This is a genomic window from Sphingomonas elodea ATCC 31461, assembly GCF_000226955.1.
GTDB lineage: Bacteria > Pseudomonadota > Alphaproteobacteria > Sphingomonadales > Sphingomonadaceae > Sphingomonas > Sphingomonas elodea.
In genome coordinates, this window is the sequence record NZ_AGFU01000023.1 from 46,452 (window position 1) to 72,223 (window position 25,772).

The window sequence follows — 25,772 nt, forward strand, 5'->3', positions numbered from 1 at the left end:
CCGATGTCCATTCCCGCGCTTCGCATCGCCGGCCTGCAAAAATCCTTCGGCAAGCCCGTCATCACCGGCCTCGACCTCACCGTCGGCGCGGGGCAGCTCTACGCGCTGCTCGGCCCCAACGGCGCGGGCAAGACGACGACGCTGCGCATGGCGGTGGGTCTCACCGAGCCCGATGCCGGCGAGATCGAGATCTTCGGCATCGACGCACGCCGCCGCCCCCAAGAGGCCAAGGCGATCACCGCCTGGCTGCCCGACGAGCCGATGCTCTACGACAAGCTGACCCCGGCCGAATATCTCGGCTTCGTCGCGGGGCTCTGGCGGATCCCGCCCGATCAGGCCGCGCCCGAGGCGGAGCGACTGCTGCGCTGGCTGGAGCTATGGGAGGTGCGCGACACGCGCTGCGAGGGCTTCTCGCGCGGCATGCAGCAGAAGGTGGCGCTGGCCGGCGCGCTGATCCACGATCCGCAGCTGCTGATCCTCGACGAGCCGCTGACCGGGCTCGATGCCGCGATGGCGCGATCGGTGAAGGATGCGCTCCGCGCCGCGGTCGATGCCGGCAAGACGGTGATCGTCACCACCCATATCCTCGAGGTGGCCGAGCGGCTGGCCGACCGGATCGGCATCATCGCCGGCGGCAGGCTGCTGGCCGAGGGCACGCTGGAGGAACTCCGCGCGCTCGCCGGCGCCGAGGACATGACGCTGGAAGATACCTTCATCCGCCTGACGAGCCGCGCATGATCGGCTGGGCGATGCGGCGGCTGCCGCCGGGCGGGCTCGCCTGGCTGACGCTCCACGAGCTGCGCGGCAATCTGCGCGCGGCCGGCGGGGGCCGGACACGATGGATCGTAGGCGGGCTGGTGCTGCTCGGCTATACCGGTCTCGGCATCTTCTTCAGCACGATGCTTGCCGATACCCCCATCCGGGGCGGGCCGATCGCCTGGCTGGCGGTGCTGACCGCGAGCCTGCTGCTGTTCACCTTCATGATCACCCAGTCGCTGCTCGCCGCGCAGCGCACGCTGTACGAGGCGGGCGATCTCGACCTGCTCTTTTCCGCCCCGCTCGATCCGCGCACGGTGGTCTCGGCCAAATTGCTCGGCATCGCCGGCGGGGTGATGCTCACCTTCTCGCTGTTCCTGCTGCCGATCCTGGTGCCGGTGGCGGCATTCGGCCATCCCGGCCTGCTCGGCGCGGTGGCGCTGCTGGTGGCGCTGGCGCTCACCGCGGCCTGTATCGGCCTGGGGGTGACGCTGGCGCTGGCCCGCACCGCCGGTCCGCGCGCGGCGCGTACGGTAGGGCAGATCCTCGCGGCACTGGCGGGCGCCAGCTTCTTCCTGGTCACCCAGATCTTCAACCAGGAGCACGAGAATCGCCAGTCCGGGCTGTCACTGCTGTTCGAGACGATGCGCACGCGCGGCTATGGCAACGGGGCGATCGGCAGCCTGCCTGGGCGAGCCGCCTTTGGCGAGCCGCTGGCGATCCTGCTGCTGTTCGGCGGCGCGGCGCTGCTGTTCGCGCTCACCGGCTGGGCGATGCGCCATCTGTTCCTCCAGAGCTACCGCGCCGGGGGCACGCGCCCGGCATCGAAGCGCGCTGCCAAGGGCGGGATCGCCCGGCACTTCCAGCAGGGGCTGTTCGCGACGATCTTCGCCAAGGAGCTGCGGCTGCTGCTGCGCGATCCGGCACTGGTCTTCCAGATGCTGCTGCGGATCGTCTATCTCGCCCCGATCCTGCTGGTCGCGTTTCGCGACGGGCGCGCGCTGCCGCTGGCGCCGACGCTGGCCTTCACCAGCGTGGTGATCGCCGGGCAGCTGGTGTCGAGCCTCGCCTGGCTTGCCGCCTCGGCCGAGGACGCGCCGGACCTGCTGAAGGTCGCGCCCGTCGCCAAGGACGATCTCGATTTCGCCAAGCTGCTCGCGGCGATGGCGCTGGCCGCGCCGCTCGGCCTGCTCCTGCCGATCGCGATCGCCTTCCAGACGATCCTCGGCGCCCTGGTGGCGCTGGTCTTCACCGCCGGGGCGGGGGCCGCGGTCGGCTATCTCGAAGTCGCCCACGCCCAGCCGGCGCCCCGCTCGACTTTCCAGCGGCGCCAGAGGGGCGGGGGCATCGTCCGCAACCTGTTCGAATTCCTTATCGCGCTGATCCTTGGGCTCGTCGCCGGGGTGCTCGTCTATCTCGTCTGACCCCCGCGACGGGTGAGTGCTCGGCGATGAAATAATGCAATCGATTGTTGCCCTCTGACGCAATTGCCCGCATAAGAGGCATAAGAGAGCAGAATCTGCCGGCGGAGAGGTGCGACGATGAACATGGGAAGCGGCAAGCCGCATCTGCCCTTATGGCGCATCCTGGAGATGAACCTCGGGTTCCTTGGCCTGCAGTTCAGCTTCGGTCTGCAACAGGGCAACATGGCGCCGATCTATTCCTATCTCGGCGCGTCCGAGGCTTCGATCCCGCTGCTCCAGCTGGCCGGGCCGATGACCGGGCTGCTCGTCCAGCCGATCATCGGCGCGATGAGCGACCGGACCGAGAGCCGCTGGGGCCGGCGCACGCCCTATTTCCTCATCGGCGCGGTGATGTGCGCGCTGGGCCTGTTCTTCATGCCGCTCAGCAGCTCGATCCTGATGGCGGTATCGCTGATGTGGCTGCTCGATGCGGGCAACAACATCACGATGGAGCCGTACCGCGCCTATGTGTCGGACCGGCTCGACAGCCGCCAGCATGGGCTCGGCTTCCTCACCCAGAGCGCGTTCACGGGTCTGGCGCAGATGCTCGCCTTCCTCACGCCCTCGCTGCTCGTCTGGGCCGGCATGAATCGCGACTGGGTGGATGCGCACAACATCCCCTATACCGCGCGCGTCGCCTTCATGGTGGGCGCGGCGCTGTCGCTGGGGACGATCCTGTGGTCGGTGCTGCGGGTGCCGGAGCTGCCGCTGACCGATGCCGAGCGCGCGCATATCCGCGCCCAGCCCAAGTCGGCGCTCGCCACGCTGCGGGAAATCTGGAGCGCGATCCGCGCCATGCCGCTGGCCATGCGCAAGCTCGCGCTGATGAGCCTGTTCCAGTGGTACGCGATGGCGGCCTACTGGTATTATGTGATCTACGCGATCGGCCGCTCGGTCTACGGCACCGTCGATCCTGCCTCGGACGGCTTCCGCGCCGCCGTGCTCACCAATGGCGAGATCGCCGCCTTCTACAACGCCGTCGCCTTCGTCGCCGCCTTCGCCATGGTGCCGATCGCCCGCCGCCTGGGCGCGGCGAGCCTCCACGCGCTCTGCCTGGTGCTGGCCGGCATCGGCATGCTCTGGCTGCCGCATGTCGAGGACAAGGCGATGCTGTTCGTCCCCGCGATCGGCGTGGGGCTCGGCTGGGCGAGCATCATGGGAAATCCCTATGTGATCCTCGCGGGCTCGATCCCGCCCGAGCGCACCGGCGTGTACATGGGCATCTTCAACATGATGATCGTGATCCCGATGCTGCTGCTCTCGGTCACGCTGCCTTTCTATTACGGGCCGCTGATGGGCAGCGATCCGCGCCATGTGCTCACCTTGTGCGGCGTGCTGATGTTCTGCGCCGCGGCGGCGGTGTTCACCGCCCGCGAACGCACGCCGGCCGCATGAGCCGTCCTTCCCTTCCATCCGAGAGGTTTTCCGTGACGTCTGACGCCCCCGCCGCGACCTGCGCTTCCTGGACCCGCGAGGCCGTCGCCGGAATCGCGACCCAGCCGGGCGCCGCCCTGCCGGTGCTGGCACCGGACCGGACGCCGGTGATCCCGGACATGGACGTGTGGGACATGTGGCAGATCGCCGATGCCGCCGGCGCGACCGTGATCCGCGGCGGCCGCAGCTGGTGGTTCTTCCTCGCCGCGCCGCAGTTCGCCGATCCCGAGGCGCGGCATGACGTCGCCCGTATCTGGCTGACCAGCCACGGCGCCGATGGCTGGCGCGCGCACGGCCCTGCCTTCCCCGAGGGCTTCACGCCGGGATCGCGCGAATGGTCCGGCTCCGCCGTGCTCGGCGCGGACGGGGAGACGCTGACCCAGTATTTCACCGCCGCCGGCCGGCGCGGACAGCCGACCACCTTCGAGCAGCGGCTGTTCGTCACCACCGGCCGTTTCCTGCTCGACGGGGACGATGCCCGGCTCGAGGGGTGGAGCTCGCCCGAGGAGTTCGTCGCGGCCGACGGCGCCTGCTATGCGGTCGCCGACGAGGCGATCGCGCCCGCGCACGGCATCAAGGGCTTTCGCGATCCGGGCTATTTCCGCGATCCGGCGGACGGGCGCGAGCATATCCTGTTCACCGCCAATGCCGGCTGGAACCAGGGTCCCGTGAACGGTGTGATCGGCATCGCCACCCGGGTGGGCGGGCGCTGGCAGCTCGGCACTCCGCTGCTCGATGCAAGCGGCGTGAACAGCGAGCTGGAGCGGCCCCATATCGTGGTGCAGGGCGGCCGCTATTATCTGTTCTGGTCTACCCAGGCCCGGCGCTTTGCGGCGGGCATCACGGCGCCCACCGGCCTTTACGGGATGGTGGCGGAAACGCTCGCCGGCCCGTGGCGACCGCTCAACGGCACCGGCTTCGTCGCCGGCAACCCGCCCGCCGAGCCGGCCCAGGCCTATTGCTGGTGGGTGACCGGCGAGGGCGAGGTGCTGAGCTTCGTCGACTATGCCGGGCTGGGCGCGGCGGGCGCGGGTGCGATCGCCGATGCGGAAGGCCGCCGGCGCCAGTTCGGCGGCGTGCCGGCACCATTCTTCGCGCTGCGCTTCGACGGCGACCGGGTGACGATCGCCGCCTGATGCGTTCGCTCAGGCGGAATCGCGGATGACGAGCTCCGGCGGCATCACCATGGAGGGCGCATCCCGGCCGCCGATGCGGGCGAACAGCGCATCGACCATCGCGCGGGCGCCCGTCGCAATGTCCTGCTTCACCGTGGTCAGCCGCGGCACCGTCTGGAGCGCCAGCGGCAGATCGTCATAGCCCACCACCGGCACGTCGCCCGGTACGCTCATGCCCTGGTCGGCGAGCACGCGCAGCGTGGTCATCGCCAGCACGTCCGAGCCGGCGACGATGCCGTCGATCCGGTCGATATGGCGGGCCATGTGCGCGGCGATCTCCTGTTCCATCATGTCCGAGGCGAGATGCGCGTCGAGCTGGAGCGGCGCGGGCAGGCCGGCCGCTTCCACCGCCGCCCGGACGCCGGCATAGCGGGCGTGGATTTCGGGCGCGCGCAATTCGCCCAGAAACGCGATGCGCCGCACGCCGCGGGCGATCAGATGCTCGGCCGCGAGCTTCCCCCCGGCGATATTCTCGGTGCCGATGGCGCAATGGACCTGGCCCGGCAGCACGCTGCCCCAGGCGACGAGCGGGCGATAGCGCCGGGCGACCCGCTCGATCGCCTCCATCTGGTCGGACTGGCCGATCAGCAGCACGCCGTCGAGCATGCCGGAATCGACGATCCGCTCCAGCCAGTCGGCAGCATCGGGGATGACGCGCGAGAGCATCAGGTCATAGCCGTTCTCGGTCAGCGCATCGGCGAGATGGCCAAGCAGCGTCATGAAGAACGGGTCCGAGAGATGCTGCCGCCGCTCGTGCCCGAGCGGCACGACCACGCCGATCACGCCGGTCCGCTGTGTCCGCAGCCGGCTCGCCATCTGGTTGGGACGAAAGCCGTGCTCCGCGGCGAGCGCCTGGATGCGGCGACGCGTTTCGGGGTTCACCAGCGACTTGTCGGCGAGCGCGCGGGAGACGGTGCCGGCGGAGACGCCGGCCAGCCGTGCGAGATCGGCGAGCGTGCGGACAGGGCGATCGAAAGGCTGGGCGTCGGTCACACTCCCGCTTCTGACCCGTACAAACCCGGAGGGCAAGCGGATGCGGATGCAATCGATTGTGATTTCTTGTTGCAATCGATTGTCGTGTGATATATCCCGAAGAATGAAGGCGCCCCCGTGAGAGGGGCCGCCACCAATCCGGGAGAGGTTCATGGCACGTCGCCATTTGCGTTCGCTGGTTTCTCTGCATGCCGTCGCGCTGGCGACGCTGGGCGCGGGCAGCGCCTTCGCCCAGGAGACGCCGCCGCCGCCGCCGCCCGCCGACAGCGCCGAGGCGCAGCAGGGCAGCTTCCTCGACGAGATCGTCGTCACCGCCGTTCCGACCAGCCGCAGCAAGATGCAGAGCTCGGTCTCGGTCACCGACATTTCCGCCGAATCGGTGCAGAACCTCGCGCCGCGTTCCGAAGCCGAAGTCTTCCGCCTGATCCCCGGCATCCGCGCCGAATCGACGGCGGGCCCGGGCGGCAACTCGAACATCACCGTGCGCGGCCTGCCGCTCGCCTCGGGCGGCTCCAAATATGTCCAGCTGCAGGAAGACGGCGTGCCCGTCGTCGAGTTCGGCGACATCGCCTTCGGCAACAACGACTATTGGACCCGCTACGACCTGACCGTCGATCGCGTCCAGGCGATCCGCGGCGGCTCGGCCTCCACCTTCGCCAGCCAGGCGCCGGGTGCGGTGATCAACTATGTCTCCAAGACCGGCGAGACCGCCGGCGGCGAGGTGCGCGCCACCACCGGCCTCGGCTATAACGAGAGCCGGCTCGACTTCAACGTCGGCGGCCCGATCACGTCGACGCTGCGTGCCAATGTCGGCGGCTTCTACCGCACCGGCGACGGCCCGCGCGACACGCCGTGGCGTGCGCTGCAGGGCTATCAGATCAAGGGCAACGTCACCCAGAGCTTCGATGCCGATCGCGGCTATGTCCGCCTGCTGTTCAAGGTGCTGGACGATCGCGCGCCGACCTATACCGCATCGCCGATGCAGGTGCAGGTGCAGGGCAACAAGATCACCGGCTACAGCGCGCTGCCCGGCTTCGACGCCCGCTCGGACACCAATTTCTCCAACCTCAACCGCTTCTTCACCACGGTGAACCCGGACGGGTCGACCAAGATCGGCGACAATGCCGATGGCATCCATGTGAAGTCGCGCAGCGTCGGCGCCCAGTTCCACTGGGGCACCGGCGCGTTCGAGATCGACGACAAGTTCGCCTATAGCTGGAACAGCGGCAAATTCTCCGCGCCGTTCTTCGGCAGCCTCACCAATGTGGCGGGCCTGACCACCGGCGCGGGCGCCTACTCGATCGCCGCCGGCGGCACCACCTATACGGCGGCCCGCGCGGTCTATGCCAACGGCCCTCGTGCCGGGCAGACCGTGGCCGGCGCCACCGTCGTCAACCAGAATCCCAATCTCTATACCGACATGACCGGCATGGACCATTGGGCGAACGACCTGGGCGTCACCGGCAAGTTCGACCTGGGCACCGGCAAGGTCACCGCGCGCGCCGGCTGGTACCATTCGCGCCAGCAGATCGCGATGAACTGGCACTGGAACGCCAGCCTCACCGAAGCGGTGCCCGGCGGCGCCCTGATCGACCTGTACAGCGCGAACGGCACGCGGCTCACCGATGCCGGCCTCACCGGCTACAACAACATGTGGGGCGGCACGAGCCGCGAGTACGACCTGCACTACACCACCGATGCGCCCTATCTGTCGCTCAACTATGCCGATGACGCGCTGGATCTCGACGGCAGCGTGCGCTTCGACAACATGAAAGGCGGCGGCACCTTCTTCCCCACCGGCGCCCGCACCAGCCGCGACATCAACCGCGACGGCACGCTGAGCGTCGCCGAGCAGAATGTCTATCTGACCAATTTCGCCGGGGCCCAGCCGATCGACTACAAGGTCGATTATACCAGCTGGTCGTTCGGCGGAAACTATCGCTTCACGCCCAGCACCAGCGCGTTCGTCCGCGTCTCGCGCGGCAACCGCGCCAATGCCGACCGCGTCGTCTCGGACTTCGCCGGCGCCTTCACCGCGACGGGGCAGCTCACCTCGATCGGCCAGGCGGTGGTGGTCAATCCGGTCACCCAGCAGGAATTCGGCGTCAAGCAGCGCGGGCGGCTGGCAGGCGGCAATTACGGCCTGTTCGTCACCGGCTTCCGCAGCCAGGCGACGGAGTATAATTTCGACCTGACCACCCAGCGCCAGACCTTCCAGCGGTACAAGACCTGGGGCATCGAACTCGAATCGCAGTACACCAATGGCGGCTTCTCGCTGCTCGCCAATGTGGTCTACACCCATTCGCGGATCGCCGAGGACCTGATCAGCGGCAATGCCGGCAAGACGCCGCGCGCCACGCCGGACCTGATGTACACGATCGCGCCGACCTATGATTTCGGCAAGGCGGCGATCGGCTTCACCCTGATCGGCCAGACCGACAGCTATCCGCAGGACGACAATCTGCTGAAGCAGAAGGGCTCGAACATCGTTAGCGCGTTCGTGCGGGTGCGCCCGCTCGAACGGCTGGAGGTGTCGCTCAACGCCAACAACCTGTTTAACGCCTGGGATCAGGCCGGGCGGCTCGACCAGGGCAGCGTGGCCGACCTCTCCGCGCTCGGGCGGCTGTACGGCGTGCCCTATGCCGCGACCAACCGCGTCGGCCAGGGCCGCACGGTCTCGGTCTCGGCCGGCTATCGCTTCTAAGGGGCGACCCTCGGAACCCGGCGCGGCGGCATCCCCCCTTCCGCCGCCGCGCCGGGCTTGCTTTAAGGTACCGCGATGACCGACGATCGCCGCATCCGCTGCATCCTGATCGCCGGCGGCGGCTCGGCGGGCTGGATGACGGCGGCAGCGCTGGCCAATGCGCTGGGGCGCGACGTGGCGATCACGCTGGTCGAATCGAGCGAGATCGGCACCGTCGGCGTCGGCGAGGCGACGATCCCGCCGATCCGGCTGTTCAACCGCACGCTCGGCATCGACGAGGCCGCGTTCGTGCGGCGCACCAAGGGCTCGTTCAAGCTCGGCATCGAGTTCGTCGACTGGGGACGGATCGGCGCGCGCTATTTCCACCCCTTCGGCCCCTTCGGCCGCGATTTCGACCTGGTGCCGCTGCACCAATATTGGCTGGATGCGGCGGCCAGAGGCGGAGCGCCTGCGCTCGACGATCTCTCGATGGCCTGGGCGGCCGCCAAGCGCGGCCGCTTCTCGCCGCCGCTCCCCGATCCGCGCAGCGTCGGCTCCACCTTCGACTATGCCTATCATTTCGACGCGGGGCTCTATGCCGCGCTGCTGCGCGACTATGCCGAGGCGCGCGGCGTCATGCGGATCGACGCGCGGATCCAGGGTGCGGAGCGAGAAGGCGAGCGCGGCAACATCGCGGCAGTGGTTCTGGAGGACGGACAGCGGATCGCCGCCGATCTGTTCATCGACTGCTCGGGCTTTCGCGGGCTGCTGATCGAGGAAACGCTCGGCACCGGCTATGTCGACTGGCGCCACTGGCTGCCCTGCGACCGGGCGATCGCGGTGCCGTGCGAGCGCGGCGACTTCACCCCCTATACCCGCTCCACCGCACGGCCTGCCGGCTGGCAGTGGCGCATCCCGCTCCAGCACCGCACCGGCAACGGCCATGTCCATTGCAGCGCCTATATGGGCGAGGATGAAGCTACCGCGCTGCTGCTCGCCAATCTCGAGGGCGCGCCGCTCGCCGATCCGCGCACGCTGCGCTTCACCACCGGTCACCGGCGGCGCTTCTGGAGCCACAATGTCGTCGCCATCGGGCTGTCGAGCGGCTTTCTCGAGCCGCTCGAATCGACCAGCCTGCACCTGATCCAGGCGGGCATCTCGAAGCTGCTCGCGCTGTTCCCGACGCGCGACATGGATCCGCTGCTGGTCGACGAGTTCAACCGCATCTCGATCGCCGAGTTCGAGCGGATCCGCGATTTCCTGATCCTCCACTACAAGCTGACAACCCGGGACGATTCCGAACTGTGGCGCTACTGCGCGGCGATGCCGGTGCCCGACACGCTGCAGTGGAAGATCGACCATTTCCGCAGCGCCGGCCGGCTGGTGGCGCGCGAGTTCGACCTGTTCGCGGCCCCGTCCTGGCTGGCGGTACATATCGGGCAGGGCAACCGGCCGCAGGCGCGGGATCCGCTGCTGGCGGCGCGCGGCATCGACGGGCGGGCGCATCTCGCCAAGCTCGCCGACGCCATGGCCCGTGCCGCCGAAACGATGCCGACTCACGCCGATTATGTCGCGGCCCTGTGCGGTGCGGGGGGCGAGTCGCGGCGGCTTGGCTGACGCATCCGGGTTCGCCGCCCGTGCCTCGGGCGGCGCCGGAATGCCTCGGGATTCTCTCTGTCCGTCCCGTCACGGGACAGTTCGCCGCCCCCGATTTTGACCTGTCCGGCGTTTGCTGCTAGCGGCCGCGCCTCGTTCAGCCCGCCATGATGTCGTCCGGAGCCGCCTGTCGGCGCGGATCACGCGTGGGGGCGAGACGTGGGGGTTACCCGGCGCATCTTCTCCTGCTTGCATTTCTTCGATGCGCAGGGCGCCCCCGCGCACAGAAGAATAGCTAGATGATCAAGCGTCTCCCGATGGTTCTATGTCTGTTGCCGGTCATGCTCGGCGGAACGACGAGCATGAAACTATCCGCGGCAAGCCCCGCGCAGCCCGTGGCTTCCCCACCAGTACAGGACCAGTCGGTCGAGGCCCTCGCCGCCGCCCAGCCGGCGGCGGAAATGCCCGCACCCGAACCCAGTCCGCGCGACGTCGCCTGTGTCGCCAAGGTCATCATCCATGAAGCCGGCAACCAGCCGCTCAAGGGCCAGTTCGCGGTCGCCCAGGTGATCCGCGCCCGCATGGAAGACGGCCGCTTCGCCAAGAGCGCCTGCGCCGTCGTCAAGCAGCCCGGCCAGTTCTTCGATGTCGACGCCTATCATCCGGAGCGCGGCGACGATCGCTGGGACGGCGCGGTCGAGATCGCCAGGACGACGCTGAAGGGCGAGGGCGAGGACGTGGTGCCGGGCGCGCTGTTCTTCCACACCGCCGGCTATGACATGCCGAACCGCACCCGCGTCGCGCGGGTCGCCGGGCACGTCTTCTACCGCTGAGAAACCGTTCGGAACTTCGCGGAAGAGCGCATTTCCGAGCAGGCGCTGACCGCTCAGGGCGCGGCCGTCGCTCCCGCTTCTCCCGGTTCCTCCGCCCCGAAGCGCGCGCCTTGCGCCGCCTTCCAGTGCTGCCGCAGCCATGCGGCGGGCGCATCGAGGTGCGCGCGGGTGGTCAGGTCCGCCCAGGCATGGGCGTGCGGCTGGAGCGCGGCGGCGACCGGGCCGGGCGGCAGGTCGTCTGCCCAGTCGGCCATGGCCGGCCCCTGGACCAGCGCGAGCAGCAACGCGGCGACGACGATGCTGGTCGTCGTCCAGCGCCAGGGACGGCGGCGGTCCACCGCTGCCGGCGGCAGCACCACCGGCGATCCGATTTCGGCGATTTCGCCACGTTCGGCCCCTAGGGTCACGCGCCCGCTCCTCAGAACTGATAGTAGATGAAGGGGGCAACCCCCTCGGGTTGCATCGCGCCGATCAGCAGCAGGCCGATCGCGACCAGCGCGCCGACCAGCGGCGCAGGCCAGTGGCGCACCCGCTCGGCCAGCTGCTGGAGGCCGCGCGGCGGCAGCGCGTGCATCGCCAGCCCGATCCCGACCAGCGCCAGCGACAGCGGCGTGACCAGGGTGTTGCGCCAGTCGCCGCTCGCCAGACCGCGCAGATAGGCGAGCGCTTCCGTCAGGCCCGGCGCGCGGAAGAAGATCCAGCCGAGCACCACGATATGGAAGGTGACGAGCATGCCGATCGCGCGGGGCAGGGCGATCCGCCCGCGCGCCGCGCGCACCAGCGCCCGCTCGATCGCCAGCCAGCCGCCATGGAGCGCGCCCCACAGCAGGAAGGTCCAGTTGGCGCCGTGCCACAGCCCGCCGAGCAGCATGGTCAGGAACAGGTTGAGATAGGTGCGCAACCGCCCCTTCCGGCTGCCGCCCAAGGGAATGTAGAGATAGTCGCGCAGCCAGCTCGACAGGCTGATGTGCCAGCGCCGCCAGAAATCCTGCAGCGAGGCAGCGCGATAGGGCTGGTCGAAATTGCGCGGGAAGCGATAGCCGAGCAGCATGGCAAGGCCGATCGCCATGTCCGAATAGGCCGAGAAGTCGCAGTAGATCTGCACCGCATAGCCATAGGCACCGAACAGCAGGTCGAGGCTCGTCCGGTGCAGCGGATCGCGGAAGGCCGGGTCGACCAGCGCGGTCGCCAGTTCGGAGGCGATCACCACCTTCTTGAACATGCCCCACAGGATCAGGAGCAGCGCCGCCGCCACGGCCCCCCGCGCCAGCCTGGGCGGGTTGCGAAACTGCGGCAACAGGTCCGATCCGCGCACGATCGGCCCGGCGACCAGATGCGGGAAGAACGACATCAGCAGCGTCAGGTCCAGCCACCCCGCTGGGGCGATCCGCCGCTGCTGCACGTCGACCAGATAGGATACCGCCTGGAAGGTGAAGAACGACACGCCGACCGGCAGGAACACCTGCATCAGCGGCACGTCGCGCCCGAAGCCGAGCGCCAGCAGCAGCGCATCGAGCTGTTCGAGGAAGAAGCCGGCATATTTGAAATAGGCGAGCACGCCGAGGTTCAGCACCACGCCCAGCCCCACCAGCGCTCGCCCCCGGCCCGGATAGGCGGCGATGCACCGGGCGAGCAGCCAGTTGCCGCTCGCCGAGAGGAACAGCAGCAGCACGAAGCGGCCGTCCCAGGCGCCGTAGAAGAACCAGCTCGCCATCAAGAGCGCGATCTTGCGCCACTCGTTCGATCCGTTGAGCGCCCAGGCGACCGCATAGACCACCAGGAAGAAGAGCGCGAAGCTCAGCGTGGGGAACTGCATCGCGTCTAGCGGGAGGGCAGGGCGGCGGATGCCATCGCGGCCTCCAGATCGGCTTCCAGCCAGCCGGCGATCCGCGCCGCGCCCGGGCTGGTGAAATGTACCCGGTCGCCGCGCATCAGCGGCGGTGTCTGCGTCGCCCAGTCGGTGGCGGTGCAGCGCCCGCCCATCCGCTGCGACCAGTCCCAATAGGCCAGGCCCAGCTGATGGGCCCGGGCGCGCTGGATCGACTGGACCGAGGCGAGCGCGGCGGTCGGCCGCCATTCGCCCGCGCCGCAGGGCAGCGAGACGGTGATCGCGCTGGACTGGAGCGACGGCAGCCTGGTGGCGGAATCGGGGGCGCCGATCAGCAGCATCGGCACGCCGGGCGCCAGCCGCTGGAGCCGGCGCAGGCTCGCCTGGAGCTGCGCGTCATAGCCGCCCAGGGTGAAGCGGGGATAAAAGGCCTCGTTGGTGCCGAAGGCGATGACGATGAGGTCCGGGCGATACGCGGCCAGCTCGCGTGCCACCACCAAATCGTCGGTGCGGTCGTAATGGAGCAGCTGCGCACCCACCGTGCCCAGGTTGGAGAGCGTCACGCCGCCCGCTTTGCTCGCCTCGGTCGCCCAGGAGGTGAGCGTCACCGGGCCCTGCAGTACGGCCACCCCGGCATTGGCGACGGGGAGGGGGCTGGTAAGGGTGGTGCAGTCGCTGCCGGCCACCGGCGCGGCGAGCGTCCAGGTCTTGTCCATGCCGCCGAGCGTCAGCTGCACCGAACCCGCGCCGGGGCCGGTCAGCGCGCAGACGGTGAAGCGATCGAAGGTAAGATCGGGACGATCCGCGCGCAGGCCGATCGCGGCACCGGGGATTGCGGACGACAGCGTATAGCCGGTCAGCCCGAGCAGCCCACCGCCCGGGTGCCAGGCCGATCCGAAGATGCCGTTGGTCGTCCAGGGTCCGGACTGGGTGGCGGTGATGTCGCGGGTCAGATAGCCGGCATAGGGACGCCCCGGCGGCAATATGCCGCGGCCGCCGCGACCGAACCGGGCCTGGAGCAGGGTCCGCCAGCTGCCGGTCACCTGGTCGGCGGCGGTGTGGCTGTCGCCGATCTGGAGGATGCGCACCGTCTGCCCGGTGCGGCGGGCGTCCCGGAGCTTGGCGAATACCGGTGCCAGCCGGTCGGCATCGCACAGCACCTCGGTGCACGGCGTGGCGGCGGGGGCGGCAGGCGCCGTCGCCTGCAGCATCGCGGCAATCAGCGCGCCGATCACTTGGCGGCAGCCTCGGCAGCACCTTCGCGGCGCATCCGCTGCGCCAGCGTCTCGATCCGCCCCGCCAGCCCGGCGGTGATCCGCTGATAGCCGACGCCGAGCATGTGCAGCCCGTCATTGGTCCGCACCAGCTTGCGCGCGCCGGTCTTGTCGTCGGGCAGATAGGCGGCATAGCGGCCAGCTGCGTCGACCGAGCGGCTGCGGGTTTCGAGAAACGGCACGCCCAGCGCGCGCATATGCTCGGCATAAAAGGCGTTCATCGCCTGGATCGAGGCGTCGAGGCCGGGATCGCGCATCGCCGGCAGGCCGAGCCAATAGACGCTGGCACCCGTCGAGCGCGCCACCGCGACGAACCGGTCGATCCGCGCACCGACCACGCGCTTCCAGCCCGCGCTCAGCAGCGGCTGTTCCTTGCCCTCGGCATAGAAGGGCACGGTATCGTTGGCGCCGAAGCAGATCACCGCGACGTCGACCGGATCGGCGGCGAGTTGCTCCTGCGCCCGCGTCGCCAGGTTCAGGCGATGATATTGGGTGAAGCCGGTCGCTTCCTTGGCGAAGCGCAGCACCTGGAACCCGGATTCGCGGGGCAATTGGGCATCCAGTGCTTCCCACACGCCCACGCCGAAGCTGTCGCCGAACACGCCGACGCGCACCTTGCCGCTCGCCTGCACGCGGGCCAGCACGCGCGGATCGATCGCGCGCTCGTTGACAGGCGGAAGCGGGGCCGGGGGCATCGCCGCCGCGGCAGTGGGGGCGGGCGCCGCCGGCGGCGGCGGCGGGGCAGGCCGGTGGAGATCGAACGACATACCCACCCCGATCCCCGCCGCGAAGCCGACCACCAGCACCGCGCTGCGATCCAGCGTCAGCCGCACCCAGCCGAAGCGACGGCGTGGCCGGCGCGGCGCGGAGTCGCCCGGTGCCCCCGCGCCCTGGCGGGCGTCGCTGCCGGCTTCGTCGTGGAGGGAAAGAAATCTCACCGCACAATCCGTTCGTCGTGGTCCAACGCAGCCGCCCTGCCCGCGATTGCAGGGGGGGACGACTCCTGGTTTCCGATGCTCGCCATGGCCGGTCCGCGGCGGCCGATCCCGCTTTCGCACCCGTTAACCGGATGTGCAACGCCGCGCAGGCAAAGTCGAGGGCGAAGCCTTCAAAAAAGGCGCGCAGCAAGATCGCTTGGCGCCTCCTGACATCGCCGCGGCTTGCGGTATAGAACCGGGCTCGCAACCATGGACGCAATGATGACCAATCCGCTGCTCGACACGCTGGCCCTTCCCCATTTCGACGCGATCCACCCCGATCAGATCGCCCCCGCGCTCGACGCGGTGATCGCCGAGCATCAGGCGGCGGTGGAACGGGTCATCGCCAGCGAATCGCGCAGCTTCGACGATGTGTGGATGCCGCTGGAGCGTGCGGAAACGGCGATCGACGCGCTTTGGTCGACCGTCTCGCACCTGCGCGGCGTCGCCGACACGCCCGAGCTGCGCGCCGCCCATGCCGCCGGCCAGGCCCGGCTGATCGAGAATCAGCTGGCGGTGATGCAGAATCAGGCGCTGTACGAGGTGCTGGTCGCCCTGACAGCGACGCCCGACTTCGCCGCCCGCCCCCAGGCGGATCGCGCCGCGGTGGAGCACATGGTCCGCGATTTCCGCCTGTCGGGCGTGGCACTGGATGCCGAGGCAAAGGCGCGCTTCGCGGCAGTGTCGGTCGAGCTGTCCACCCTCTCCACCGGGTTCGGCAATGCCGTGCTGGACGCGACCGATGCCTGGTTCGAGCATATCGAGGATCCGGCGCTGCTCGCCGGCATTTCGCCTGCCGACATGGCGATCTTCGCGGACGCGGCGAAGGCGCGCGGGCTGGAGGGCTGGGTGGTCACGCTGCAGGCGCCGAGCGTCAGCGCGGTGCTGACCTTCGCCGAGAATCGCGATCTGCGCGCGCGCCTCTACCGCGCCTATGGCACTCGCGCCTCGGATCAGGGGCCGCATGCCGGCCAGTTCGACAACGGCCCCCGCATCGCCGCGCTGCTCGAGCTGCGCCGCGAGGCGGCGCAGCTGCTCGGCTTCCCCGATCCGGTCGCCTGGTCGCTCGCCACCAAGATGGCCCCGGCGGCGGGCGAGGTGCTGGCGTTCCTGCGCGACCTCGGCCGCCGCGCCAGGCCGGCAGCGCAGGCGGAGTTCGCCGAGCTTTCGGCCTTCGCCGCCCGGGAACTCGGCATCGACACGCTCCAGCCCTGGGACGTGCCCTTCGCCTCGGACCGGCTGCGCGCCGCGCGCTATGCGGTGGACGAGCAGGAGGTGCGCGCGCACTTCCCCGTGGAGCGCGTGATCGCCGGCTGGCAGGCGCTGCTCGCGCGGCTGTTCGGCGTCCGGCTGGTCGCCCGACCGGACGTGGCCGTCTATCATCCCGATGCCTGTTATTATGACGTGGTCGATGCCGAGGGGGTGGTGATCGCCGGCGTCTATACCGATCTCCATGCCCGCGCCGGCAAGCGCAGCGGTGCCTGGATGGCGCAGGCCCGACCCCGACTGAACGACGGCAATGTCCGCCGCGTGCCGGTGGCCTATCTGGTCTGCAACTTCGCGCCGAAGACCGAGGGCAGCCCCTCGCTGCTCAGCCATCCCGAAGTCGTCACGCTGCTGCACGAGACCGGCCACTGCCTCCACCATCTGTTCACCCGGGTCGACCGTCCGAACATCGCCGGCACCAGCGGCTTCGAATGGGACGCGGTGGAGCTGCCGAGCCAGCTGATGGAGGATTTCGCCTGGGACCGCGATGTGCTGCGCGGCATGTCCGGCCATCACGCAACCGGCGCCCCGCTGCCGGATGTGCTGTTCGACAAGCTGATCGCCGCCCGCCGTTTCCTTGCCGGCATGGCGCTGGTCCGCCAGATCGAATTCGCGCTGTTCGACCTGCTGCTCCATCTGGGCACCATGGGCAGCGATCCCATGGAGGTGATCAAGGCGGTACGCGACGAGGTGGCGGTGGTCCGCCCGCCCGAATGGCATCGTTTCCCGCATGCCTTCAGCCACATCTTCGCCGGCGGCTACGCCTCGGGCTATTACAGCTATCTCTGGGCCGAGGTGCTGGCGGCGGACGGCTTCCAGGGCTTTGCCGAAGCCGGGCTGATCGACCGGGCAACCGCCGATCGCTTCCGCGACGAGGTGCTCGCGCGGGGCGCCAGCCGCCCGGCGGCGGAGAGCTTCCGCGCCTTCCGGGGCCGGGATCCCGATCCGCAGGCGATGCTGCTCCGCCACGGGCTGACCGCCGATGCCCGCTGAGCGCGACGCCCGCGCCTGGCGGGACGAGGCGATCCGGCGGATCGAGGCCGACTATAACCGCTCGGCCGACACCCATCTGATCCGGCTGGACCTGCCGCGCTTCCCCGGCATCCCGCTCTACCTGAAGGACGAGAGCAGCCACCCGACCGGCAGCCTCAAGCACCGGCTGGCGCGCTCGCTGTTCCTCTACGCGCTGTGCAACGGCTGGATCGGGCCGGACACGGTGGTGATCGAATCCTCCTCGGGCTCTACCGCGGTGAGCGAAGCCTATTTCGCCCGCATGCTGGGGCTGCGCTTCATCGCCGTCGTGCCCGCAAGCACCGCGGCACCCAAGCTCGACGCGATCCGTTTCCATGGCGGCGACATCCATACGGTCGACGATCCGCGCACGGTGTACGATGTCGCGCACCGGCTCGCGGCGGAGACCGGCGGCCATTATCTCGACCAGTTCACCTTTGCCGAGCGCGCGACCGACTGGCGCGGCAACAACAACATCGCCGAGAGCATCTTCGCCCAGATGGCGGCGGAGGAAGCGCCGATCCCGGCCTGGATCGTGTGCGGCGCCGGCACCGGCGGCACGTCCGCGACGATCGGCCGCTATATCGGCTACCAGCGTCACGCGACGCGGCTGTGCGTGGCGGATCCGGTGCATTCCGTGTTCCATCGCCACTTCGCCGACCGCGCGGCGGTGTCCCTCCCCGAGGGCTATGCGAGCTGCATCGAGGGGATCGGTCGCCCCCGTGTCGAACCCAGCTTCATTCCCACGGTGATCGACCGGATGATCGCGGTGGAGGATGCCGAGAGCATCGGCGCGATGCGCGCGCTGTCGACTCGGCTCGGCCGGCGGGTAGGGGGGTCGACCGGCACCAATCTCGCCGCCTGCTTCCAGCTGATCCACGACATGGCGGCGCAGGGGCAGACCGGAGCGGTCGTCACCATCCTCTGCGACGGCGGCGAGCGTTATGGCTGCACCTATTATGACGATGCCTGGCTCGCCGCACGTGGCGTGGCGTGGCAGCGGCATGCCGAACGCATCGCGACATTGTTCGCCTCGGGCGGCTGAGGTCGGGGTCTCCCGGGCACCATCCGGCGCAAGCCGCCTCGCGCGATCCTGCGGCGGGGCGGTTTGCGATTGACCGTGCCTGCGCACTGGATGCATGATCATCCCAATTAGTGGCGCGTAAGTTCACATTTCGAACTTGGATCAGGCGCCATGGAACGGGAGAGGAAGGCATGCGGGTATTCCTGCCGTTCGTCGCCGCTGCGCTGGCACTCCTGCTGGGCAGCGCCTCGGCGGACGCGCAACCCTCGGGTGCCCAGTCGTTTGACAGCGGCTGGCGTTTCGCGCGCGGCGACATCGCCGATGCCGAGACCGCCCGCTTCGACGACGCGCACTGGGCCAGCGTCGATACGCCGCACGACTGGGCGATTGCCGGCCCGTTCGATCGCGATGCGCCCACCACCGGCTCCGGCGCATGGCTGCCCAGCGGTGTCGCCTGGTATCGCAAGGCGTTCACCATGCCCGCCTCCGCCGTCGGTCGGCGCGTCTTCATCGAGTTCGACGGGGTGATGGAGCGCTCCGGCGTGTGGATCAACGGCCACCATGTCGGTCACCGGCCAAGCGGCTATGCCAGCTTCCGCTACGAACTGACGCCGCACCTGAACCCGGCGGGCACGCCGAACGTCGTGGCGGTGCGCGCAGACACCAGCGCGCAGCCTGCCTCTCGCTGGTATGCCGGCGGCGGCATCTACCGCCATGTCCGCCTGATCGTGACCGGCGACGTCTATGCCGAGGCCTGGAGCAGCACCGTGCGCACGACCGCGCTGGCTGCCGACGGGGCCGAACTCGCCGTCGCCAGCCGTATCGTGAACCGCGCCGCCGTGCCGGTGGCCGCGTCGCTGGAGGCGGTCCTGCGCGATCCCCAGGGCCGCGACGTCGCCACGCTGCGCGGCGCGCGCGTGGAGCTCCTGCCCGGCCGGAGCATGGACGTGCAGGTGGCGGGTCTTCTCGCCGCGCCGCGCCGCTGGGACCTGGACGATCCGGCGCTCTACACGGCACTGGTGCGTGTGCGGGGAAGCGACGGGGCATTGCTGTACGAGGAGCGGGTGCCGTTCGGGATTCGTGAGGCACGGTTCGAGGCGGCGAGCGGCTTCTGGCTCAACGGTCGCAACGTAAAGCTGAAGGGCGTGGCGATCCATGCCGATGCGGGGCCGTTCGGCATGGCGGTGCCCTTGTCTATCTACGAGCGGCGGCTGCGGCAGCTGAAGGCGCTCGGAGTCAACGCGGTCCGCACCGCGCACCATCCTTTCTCGCCCGAGTTCCTCGACCTGTGCGACCGGCTCGGCCTGCTGGTGATGAACGAGGCGTTCGACATGTGGACGGTCGCCAAGAACCCGCAGGATTACCACCTGTTCTTCACCGACTGGTCGTCGATCGACGCGCGCGATTTCGTCCGCCGGGATCGCAACCATCCCAGCGTGGTGATCTGGTCGCTCGGCAACGAGATCCATGACACGCCCTATCCCGTGCTCGCCAAGTCGATCGTCGAGCGCCTGCGCACGATCTTCCATGCCGAGGATCCCACCCGGCCTGTCACCATGGCGCTCTTCCGGCCCAACACCACCGGCGATTATCGCAATGGCCTGGCCGACATGCTCGATGTCGTCGGCCAGAACTATCGCGAGACCGAGCTGGCCGCCGCCCATGCCGACAAGCCCGCGCGCAAGATCATTGGCACCGAGAACAGCAAGAACCGCGCAAGCTGGCTCGTGGTGCGCGACAATCCGGCCTATGCTGGCATGTTCCTTTGGACCGGGGCCGATTATCTGGGCGAGGCGGATCGCGCCGGCTGGCCCGCGATCAGCAACCCCGCCGGGCTGCTCGACCGGACCGACGGCGTGAAACCGATCGGCTGGGAACGTGCCGCCTGGTGGTCCGAACGGCCCGTGGTCCGGCTCGCCCGGCGGGTGACCGACGTGATCGACACCAGCGAGCTGCCCACCATGGTGGGCGTGGCGATGCCCCAGCCCAAAGGCCCCGGCGCGCTTGCGGACTGGACGCCGCAGGACCGCCGTCCGCATGACGAGAAGGTCGAGGTCTATGCCAATGTCGACGAGGTCGAGCTGCTGCTCAACGGCCGTTCGCTCGGACGCAAGCCGCGCAACCGCGACGACAGTGCGATCGCCTGGACCGTGCCCTTCGCCCCCGGAGAACTGCGCGCGATCGGCTATCGCGGCGGCGCCAGGGTGGCGGAGGACGTGCTGCGGACGGCGGGGCCCGCGGTCGCGCTGCAGTTGACCGCCGAAGCTGCAACGGTGGGCAGCGGCTTCAACGACGTGGTGGCGATACGGGTACAGACGGTCGACGCGCGCGGCGTGCCGGTGCCCTCCTCCACGGTGCCGGTGACGATCGAAGTGTCGGGCGCGGGCAGGCTCGTCGCCTATGACAATGCCTCGGTCACCGATCACACGCCCTTCCGCGCGTCGACCCGCAACCTGGCGGGCGGCAGCGCCATCGCCTTCGTCCGGGGCAGCGGCGCTGCGGGGACGATCCGCATCACGGCCTCCGCACCCGGACTGAAGCCCGGCACCGCGCGGCTGCAGGCGGCGGAATAGAGGCTTTCCGGCACGGGCGGGCGGGGGGGTAGCCTGCCCGGAATCAGAGGAGAGGGTGATGGCGCAGGGAACGACACGGCGAGACGCGCTGGCCGGCATGGCGGCGCTCTCGCTCGCAAGCGGGGCGGCACGCGCACAGGCGCAGGCGACCTCCGGCGGTGCGGGGGCGTCGCCGCGCGATCCGCTGACCCTGTGGTATCGCCAGCCGGCGCAGGAATGGGTCGAGGCGCTGCCGCTCGGCAATGGCCGGCTGGGCGCGATGGTGTTCGGCGGCACCACTACCGAGCGGTTCCAGCTGAACGAGGATACGTTCTTCGCCGGCTCGCCCTACGACGCCACCAATCCCGCCGCGGGACCGGCGATCCGCCGCATCCGGCAGCTGGTGTTCGAGGGCAAGGGCAAGGAGGCACAGGCGCTTGCCGACAAGGATGTGATCGGTCGTCCGGCCGGGCAGATGCCCTACCAGCCGATCGGCGACCTGCTGCTGCTGTTCCCCGGGCTGGAAGGCATTCGCGGCTATGAGCGCAGCCTCGATCTCGACGGCGCGATCGCCACCACGCGCTTCCGCACCGGATCAACCACCCATGTCCGCGAGGCGATCGCCTCCGCCGTGGATCAGGTGATCGCGATCCGCCTCACCGCCGGGCAAGGCCGAGGCGGTGTCACGACCACGCTCGCGCTCACCAGCCCGCAACAATCGGAAAGCTTCGTCGAGGGCGGCGACACGCTGGTGCTGCGCGGCATCGGCCCGGGCGCGCGCGGGGTGCCGGGCGGCATCCGCTTCGAGACGCGGGTGCGGATGATCGCGACCGACGGCATCGTGACCGCGGGCAAGAGCGACCTCTCCGTCGAGCAGGCGAGCGAGGTGCTCCTGCTCGTCGCCACCGCCACCAGCTATCGGCGCTGGGACGATATCGGCGGCGATCCGTCCGCCATCGTTCGTGCCCAGATCGACGCGGCGGCGGGCAAGGGCTGGGCGCGGCTGCTCGCCGATCACCAGGCCGATCATCGCCGCCTGTTCCGGCGCATGACGCTGGACCTGGGCCGCACGCCCGCCGCGGCGCTGCCCACCGACGAGCGCATCCGCCGCTCGACCGAGCTCGACGATCCGGCGCTGGCGACGCTGTACCACCAGTTCGGTCGCTATTTGCTGATCGCCGCGTCCCGGCCGGGCACCCAGCCCGCCAATCTGCAGGGCATCTGGAACGAGCGCGTCCACCCTAGCTGGGATTCCAAGTGGACGCTCAACATCAACGCCGAGATGAACTACTGGCCCGCGGACATGACCGGGCTGGGCGAGCTGACCGAGCCGCTGCTGCGGCTGGTCAAGGAGCTGAGCGTCGCCGGCCAGCGGACTGCCCGCAACGACTGGGGCGCGCGCGGCTGGATGTCGTATCACAATGTCGACCTCTTCCGGAACACGGCGCTGATCGACGGCGCGGTCTGGGGGCTGTGGCCGATGGCGGGGGCGTGGCTGCTGTCCAGCCTGTGGGACCATTGGGACTATAGCCGCGACCGCACCTTCCTGGCCGAACTCTACCCGCTGATGGCGGGGGCGTGCGACTTCTACCTCGATGCGCTGGTGCCGCATCCGACGACGGGCGAGCTGGTGATGAACCCGTCCAACTCGCCGGAAAACCAGCACCATGCCGGCATCTCGGTCACCGCCGGGGCGGCGATGGACAGCCAGCTGCTGCGCGACCTGTTCGGCCGGACGGCGGAGGCGGCACGTCTGCTCGGCCGCGACGAGTCCCGCGCCAGGGCCGTGCTGGCGGCACGGGCACGGCTGCCGAAGGACCGGATCGGCAAGGCGGGCCAGCTTCAGGAATGGCTGGACGACTGGGACATGGAGGCGCCGGAGATCCACCATCGCCATGTCAGCCACCTCTATGCGCTCTATCCCGGCGACCAGATCACCGTGCACGAAACACCCGCGCTTGCCGCCGCCGCACGCCGCTCGCTCGAGATCCGCGGCGACGATGCCACCGGCTGGGGGATCGGCTGGCGGATCAATCTCTGGGCGCGGCTGGAAGACGGCGAGCACGCCCACCGCGTCGTGAAGATGCTGCTGGAGCCGCGGCGCACCTATCCCAATATGTTCGACGCGCATCCGCCGTTTCAGATCGACGGCAATTTCGGCGGCACCGCCGGCATCACCCAAATGCTGCTGCAAAGCTATCGCGACACCATCCACCTGCTGCCGGCGCTCCCCTCGGCGTGGTCCGACGGCAGCATCACCGGCGTGCGCGCCCGCGGCGGGGTACGGGTTGACCTGCGCTGGCGGGGCGGCAAGCTGGTCGAGGCGGTGCTTCTGCCCGACGTCAGCGGCACGACGACGCTGCGCTATGCCGGGAAGCGCAAGCAGGTGAAGCTTGTGCGCGGCCAGGCGCGGCGCATCGAGCTTGTCGATGGAACGCTGGTCTAAGCTTCGTTCCGGAGCGGATCGACCGGCAGCTCGGCCGAGCCGAGCCAGCCGCTCACCTCCGGGCTGTGGATCGGCGAGCAGTGGGATGCGATGGACAAGCTGGACGCGATCGAGAAGACCCAGGTCACCCAATCGGACGTGATCAGCTTCCACGACTATAGCTGGCCCGAAACCTTCGAGCGGCGCGCGCGCCAGATGCTCAGGTACGGGCGGCCCGTGTTGTGCACCGAATATATGGCGCGGGGCAACGGCTCGACCTTCGACGGCGCGCTGCCGATCGGCAAGCGGCTGAACATCGCGATGTTCAACTGGGGCTTCGTCGACGGCAAGACCCAGACCCGGCTGCCGTGGGACAGCTGGAAGAAGCCCTATACCTGGGACGAGCCGACTATCTGGTTCCACGAGGTCTTCCGCGGCGACGGGACGCCCTATCGTCCGGCAGAGACCGATCTGATCCGGCGCATGTCGCTGGCCCCGAAGGGCGCGGTGCCGGCGCCGCGCTTGGGTGCGCATGCCGGACATGGTGCAGCGCGACCATGAAGTAGCAGTGAACCAAACGCCGGACGTCACAGAGGGCGTGTTCGTCCAGTACCGGCGCGGCATTTACCATCTCTCACACAGCGTCGGCCACTGGGACCAAGCGGACTATCCTGTCGAAATGGCGACCATCGCTGGGAAGGACAGGCAGGGGCGGGCCCCTATCACGGGACCCGGCGGAGCGGCTGGTCTTCGGAAAAGGCGGTGCGATCCTCCCCGTCCGCATGGGCTGCAGGCGCTAGCGGCCGGTGCCCCGGGCCGCCACCTGATCCGCCATGTCGATCCGCCCGGCCTGCCGCAACCCCTGTTCCACGCCGATCCGGTTCGCGGCGGGTTGGTTCTGGCTGACCTTCCATTTGCCCTCTATCCGCGCGATCGGCAGCTCGATCCCGACGATCCCCTTCAACTGCCCCGCGATGAACGCCGCGGGCGCATCGTCCACGCTCCACGGTTCTCGCTGGTCCTGTTCATGGATCGCGGTGAGCGCCTCTATCTCCGTGCGTAGCCAGTCCCGGTCCTCGATCACCGTCGGGGTGCCCCGTGCCTGGACGACGACATAATTCCACGTCGGCACCACCTTTCCGTGCGCGTGCTTCGTCTCGTACCAGGAGGGGCTGACATAGGCCTGCGGCCCCTGGAAGATCACCAGGGCCGGCACGCCCGTGCGAAGCTGCGCAACCTGCTCGTTCGCCCGGGCCATATGGGCCCGCAGCACGCCCGCCGCTCCATCTGGATGCAGAGTAAACGGCACGAGGTTCGCCATCAGTCCCTCCGCACCGCCGGTGACGAGCGTCGCCAGCGGATGGGCGAGCATCGCAGCGTGCAGAACCTCGAGACGGTCTTCGCGGAAGGCGGGCGGGCGATACACGCTGCCTGCTTAGGCACATGCGCCACGTCAAGCAATCGGATGCGGGAGGTGCCCCCGCCGGCGTCACGTCTCAACTCCCGACAACGGTCCAGCGGTCCAGAACGGTGGTCGCGGAGCGGCGCACCTGTTCCGCGATCAGCTGGAACGCAACGTCCATGCTGGTCCCTCGCCGCCACGACAGGGCAATCGATCGATAGCGCGCCCAATCGGCGACCTGCAGCACCCGCAGCCCGGACGTGCCGCCGACGTCCGAGGTGAGATACAGCGTCGGCAGGATCGCCAGACCGAGGCCGCTGGCGACCATCTGATGCAGGCTGTCGAGGCTGGTCCCCTCATAGTCCGGCGTCATCCGCATCCCATAGGCTTCTGCGATCTGCGAGCATTGGCGATGGAAATGATGCCGCGGGTCGAGCGACAGCAGAGCTCTGCCGGCGAGCAATGCCGGTTCGATCCTGTCCAGCGCCGCCAGCGGGTCGTCGACGGCCGCGACAAGATGAAGTGGCTCGCGGAACAGCGGCTCGATCTCCAGTTCGTCGGCCTCGGCCGGCATCGGGCCCAGTAGCAGGTCCAGCCCACCACGCAGCAATTCCTGCGTCTGCTCATCCGGTATGCCCTCGCGAACGTACAGGTGCAGATCGGGCGCGCAGCGGTGAAGCTCGGCCACGATGGGCGAGAGCAGATAGGGTCCGAGCGTCGGCGTCGTGCCGAAGCGGAGCGTGCCGGTCAGCGCGTCGGCCGAGCGGCCGGCAAGGTTCTCGATCTCCCGCACCTCCGCCAGTACGCCTCGTGCCTTGGCGACGATGGCCCGGCCTATCGGCGTCAGGATCGCGCCGGCGGCACTGCGATCAATCAGCCGCACGCCCAGCCGGTCCTCCAGCGCTTTGATCTGGTGGCTCAGCGTCGGCTGCGACACATTGGCCGAGCGCGCCGCCCGCACGAAGGATCCGGCGTCAGCGAGCATGACCAGATACTGGAACTGGCGCAGTGTAGGCATGAAAGGATATAGAGCGTCTCTATAGCTTTGGTGCAAGCATTTCGATTGGCCGCCCGCGACTA

General features: G+C 69.3%; 18 protein-coding genes and 1 pseudogene. 12 read left to right on the forward strand and 7 right to left on the reverse strand.

Translation table 11 applies throughout. The features are described 5' to 3' along the window. Window positions 1-3: 3 nt before the first annotated feature. From KK7_RS0107780 to KK7_RS0107795, 4 genes are all read left to right on the forward strand, one after another. On the forward strand, window positions 4-738 hold the full coding sequence (locus tag KK7_RS0107780; protein WP_010544081.1) for an ABC transporter ATP-binding protein: 735 nt from the start codon (window positions 4-6) through the stop codon (window positions 736-738). Next, window positions 735-2,180 (forward strand): hypothetical protein, encoded by a 1,446-nt coding sequence (locus KK7_RS0107785; RefSeq protein ID WP_010544082.1) that lies wholly within the window; start codon window positions 735-737, stop codon window positions 2,178-2,180. The genes KK7_RS0107780 and KK7_RS0107785 overlap by 4 nt, the downstream gene beginning before the upstream one ends. A gap of 117 nt (window positions 2,181-2,297) precedes the next feature. Further along, a complete protein-coding gene (locus KK7_RS0107790; protein WP_010544083.1) occupies window positions 2,298-3,614 on the forward strand; it encodes an MFS transporter in 1,317 nt (438 codons plus the stop codon). A gap of 32 nt (window positions 3,615-3,646) precedes the next feature. Then, window positions 3,647-4,789 carry a glycoside hydrolase family 68 protein gene (locus KK7_RS0107795; protein WP_010544084.1) on the forward strand — a complete coding sequence of 381 codons (1,143 nt, stop codon included), beginning with the start codon at window positions 3,647-3,649 and terminating at the stop codon, window positions 4,787-4,789. A 9-nt stretch (window positions 4,790-4,798) separates the two neighbouring features. On the opposite strand, the gene KK7_RS0107800 is transcribed toward KK7_RS0107795, so the two are convergent. Then, window positions 4,799-5,821 carry a LacI family DNA-binding transcriptional regulator gene (locus KK7_RS0107800; RefSeq protein ID WP_010544085.1) on the reverse strand — a complete coding sequence of 341 codons (1,023 nt, stop codon included), beginning with the start codon at window positions 5,819-5,821 and terminating at the stop codon, window positions 4,799-4,801. A gap of 151 nt (window positions 5,822-5,972) precedes the next feature. Between KK7_RS0107800 and KK7_RS0107805 the strand changes: the two genes are divergently transcribed. From KK7_RS0107805 to KK7_RS20315, 3 genes are all read left to right on the forward strand, one after another. Beyond that, window positions 5,973-8,525: a TonB-dependent receptor domain-containing protein gene (locus tag KK7_RS0107805; protein ID WP_010544086.1), complete on the forward strand. Its 2,553-nt coding sequence runs from the start codon at window positions 5,973-5,975 to the stop codon at window positions 8,523-8,525. 75 nt (window positions 8,526-8,600) lie between these two features. Then, entirely contained in the window at window positions 8,601-10,121 is a 1,521-nt protein-coding gene (locus tag KK7_RS0107810; protein WP_010544087.1) for a tryptophan halogenase family protein, read from the forward strand. Window positions 10,122-10,462: 341 nt separating this feature from the next. After that, entirely contained in the window at window positions 10,463-10,933 is a 471-nt protein-coding gene (locus KK7_RS20315) for a cell wall hydrolase (protein WP_157999993.1), read from the forward strand. 53 nt (window positions 10,934-10,986) lie between these two features. Here KK7_RS20315 and KK7_RS0107820 read toward each other — a convergent pair whose 3' ends face one another. The 4 genes from KK7_RS0107820 to KK7_RS20320 are packed head-to-tail and all read right to left on the reverse strand — an operon-like array spanning window position 10,987 to window position 14,973. Next, window positions 10,987-11,340: a hypothetical protein gene (locus KK7_RS0107820; protein ID WP_010544089.1), complete on the reverse strand. Its 354-nt coding sequence runs from the start codon at window positions 11,338-11,340 to the stop codon at window positions 10,987-10,989. Window positions 11,341-11,351: 11 nt separating this feature from the next. Further along, window positions 11,352-12,749 carry an MBOAT family O-acyltransferase gene (locus KK7_RS0107825; protein WP_010544090.1) on the reverse strand — a complete coding sequence of 466 codons (1,398 nt, stop codon included), beginning with the start codon at window positions 12,747-12,749 and terminating at the stop codon, window positions 11,352-11,354. A gap of 5 nt (window positions 12,750-12,754) precedes the next feature. Beyond that, window positions 12,755-13,996 carry a GDSL-type esterase/lipase family protein gene (locus KK7_RS0107830; RefSeq protein ID WP_010544091.1) on the reverse strand — a complete coding sequence of 414 codons (1,242 nt, stop codon included), beginning with the start codon at window positions 13,994-13,996 and terminating at the stop codon, window positions 12,755-12,757. Continuing rightward, complete coding sequence (locus KK7_RS20320) at window positions 13,993-14,973, reverse strand: SGNH/GDSL hydrolase family protein (RefSeq protein WP_010544092.1); 981 nt, start codon at window positions 14,971-14,973, stop codon at window positions 13,993-13,995. The genes KK7_RS0107830 and KK7_RS20320 overlap by 4 nt, the downstream gene beginning before the upstream one ends. Window positions 14,974-15,222: 249 nt before the next feature. On the opposite strand from KK7_RS20320, the gene KK7_RS0107840 reads away from it, so the two are divergent. From KK7_RS0107840 to KK7_RS20325, 5 genes and pseudogenes are all read left to right on the forward strand, one after another. Continuing rightward, the gene (locus KK7_RS0107840) at window positions 15,223-17,271 is read left to right on the forward strand and encodes a M3 family metallopeptidase (protein ID WP_010544093.1); all 2,049 of its coding nucleotides are present in this window, start codon (window positions 15,223-15,225) and stop codon (window positions 17,269-17,271) included. Beyond that, window positions 17,261-18,334 carry a PLP-dependent cysteine synthase family protein gene (locus tag KK7_RS0107845; RefSeq protein WP_010544094.1) on the forward strand — a complete coding sequence of 358 codons (1,074 nt, stop codon included), beginning with the start codon at window positions 17,261-17,263 and terminating at the stop codon, window positions 18,332-18,334. Before KK7_RS0107840 ends, KK7_RS0107845 begins: the two co-directional genes overlap by 11 nt. 170 nt (window positions 18,335-18,504) lie before the next feature. Next, window positions 18,505-20,886, forward strand: a complete 2,382-nt coding sequence (locus KK7_RS0107850; RefSeq protein ID WP_010544095.1) for a glycoside hydrolase family 2 TIM barrel-domain containing protein — start codon at window positions 18,505-18,507, stop codon at window positions 20,884-20,886. A 58-nt stretch (window positions 20,887-20,944) separates the two neighbouring features. Continuing rightward, on the forward strand, window positions 20,945-23,311 hold the full coding sequence (locus KK7_RS0107855) for a glycoside hydrolase family 95 protein (protein ID WP_010544096.1): 2,367 nt from the start codon (window positions 20,945-20,947) through the stop codon (window positions 23,309-23,311). Between the two features lie 30 nt (window positions 23,312-23,341). Continuing rightward, a pseudogene (locus KK7_RS20325) lies at window positions 23,342-23,851 on the forward strand (glycoside hydrolase 5 family protein); the annotation flags it as partial. Between the two features lie 235 nt (window positions 23,852-24,086). Here the strand turns inward: KK7_RS20325 and KK7_RS0107865 are convergent. Both KK7_RS0107865 and KK7_RS0107870 read right to left on the reverse strand, forming a co-directional pair. Beyond that, window positions 24,087-24,716, reverse strand: a complete 630-nt coding sequence (locus tag KK7_RS0107865) for an FMN-binding negative transcriptional regulator (protein ID WP_010544098.1) — start codon at window positions 24,714-24,716, stop codon at window positions 24,087-24,089. Window positions 24,717-24,786: 70 nt separating this feature from the next. Continuing rightward, the gene (locus tag KK7_RS0107870) at window positions 24,787-25,710 is read right to left on the reverse strand and encodes a LysR substrate-binding domain-containing protein (RefSeq protein WP_010544099.1); all 924 of its coding nucleotides are present in this window, start codon (window positions 25,708-25,710) and stop codon (window positions 24,787-24,789) included. Window positions 25,711-25,772 lie beyond the last annotated feature (62 nt).

What these genes read in the sequence shown, in the direction of transcription:
- KK7_RS0107780 (WP_010544081.1), top strand. Translation starts at nt 4, where the DNA reads ATGTCCATTCCCGCGCTTCGCATCGCCGGCCTGCAAAAATCCTTCGGC.
- KK7_RS0107785 (WP_010544082.1), top strand. Translation starts at nt 735, where the DNA reads ATGATCGGCTGGGCGATGCGGCGGCTGCCGCCGGGCGGGCTCGCCTGG.
- KK7_RS0107790 (WP_010544083.1), top strand. Translation starts at nt 2,298, where the DNA reads ATGAACATGGGAAGCGGCAAGCCGCATCTGCCCTTATGGCGCATCCTG.
- KK7_RS0107805 (WP_010544086.1), top strand. Translation starts at nt 5,973, where the DNA reads ATGGCACGTCGCCATTTGCGTTCGCTGGTTTCTCTGCATGCCGTCGCG.
- KK7_RS0107810 (WP_010544087.1), top strand. Translation starts at nt 8,601, where the DNA reads ATGACCGACGATCGCCGCATCCGCTGCATCCTGATCGCCGGCGGCGGC.
- KK7_RS20315 (WP_157999993.1), top strand. Translation starts at nt 10,463, where the DNA reads ATGAAACTATCCGCGGCAAGCCCCGCGCAGCCCGTGGCTTCCCCACCA.
- KK7_RS0107825 (WP_010544090.1), bottom strand. Translation starts at nt 12,749, where the DNA reads ATGCAGTTCCCCACGCTGAGCTTCGCGCTCTTCTTCCTGGTGGTCTAT.
- KK7_RS0107840 (WP_010544093.1), top strand. Translation starts at nt 15,223, where the DNA reads ATGGACGCAATGATGACCAATCCGCTGCTCGACACGCTGGCCCTTCCC.
- KK7_RS0107845 (WP_010544094.1), top strand. Translation starts at nt 17,261, where the DNA reads ATGCCCGCTGAGCGCGACGCCCGCGCCTGGCGGGACGAGGCGATCCGG.
- KK7_RS0107850 (WP_010544095.1), top strand. Translation starts at nt 18,505, where the DNA reads ATGCGGGTATTCCTGCCGTTCGTCGCCGCTGCGCTGGCACTCCTGCTG.
- KK7_RS0107855 (WP_010544096.1), top strand. Translation starts at nt 20,945, where the DNA reads ATGGCGCAGGGAACGACACGGCGAGACGCGCTGGCCGGCATGGCGGCG.
- KK7_RS0107870 (WP_010544099.1), bottom strand. Translation starts at nt 25,710, where the DNA reads ATGCCTACACTGCGCCAGTTCCAGTATCTGGTCATGCTCGCTGACGCC.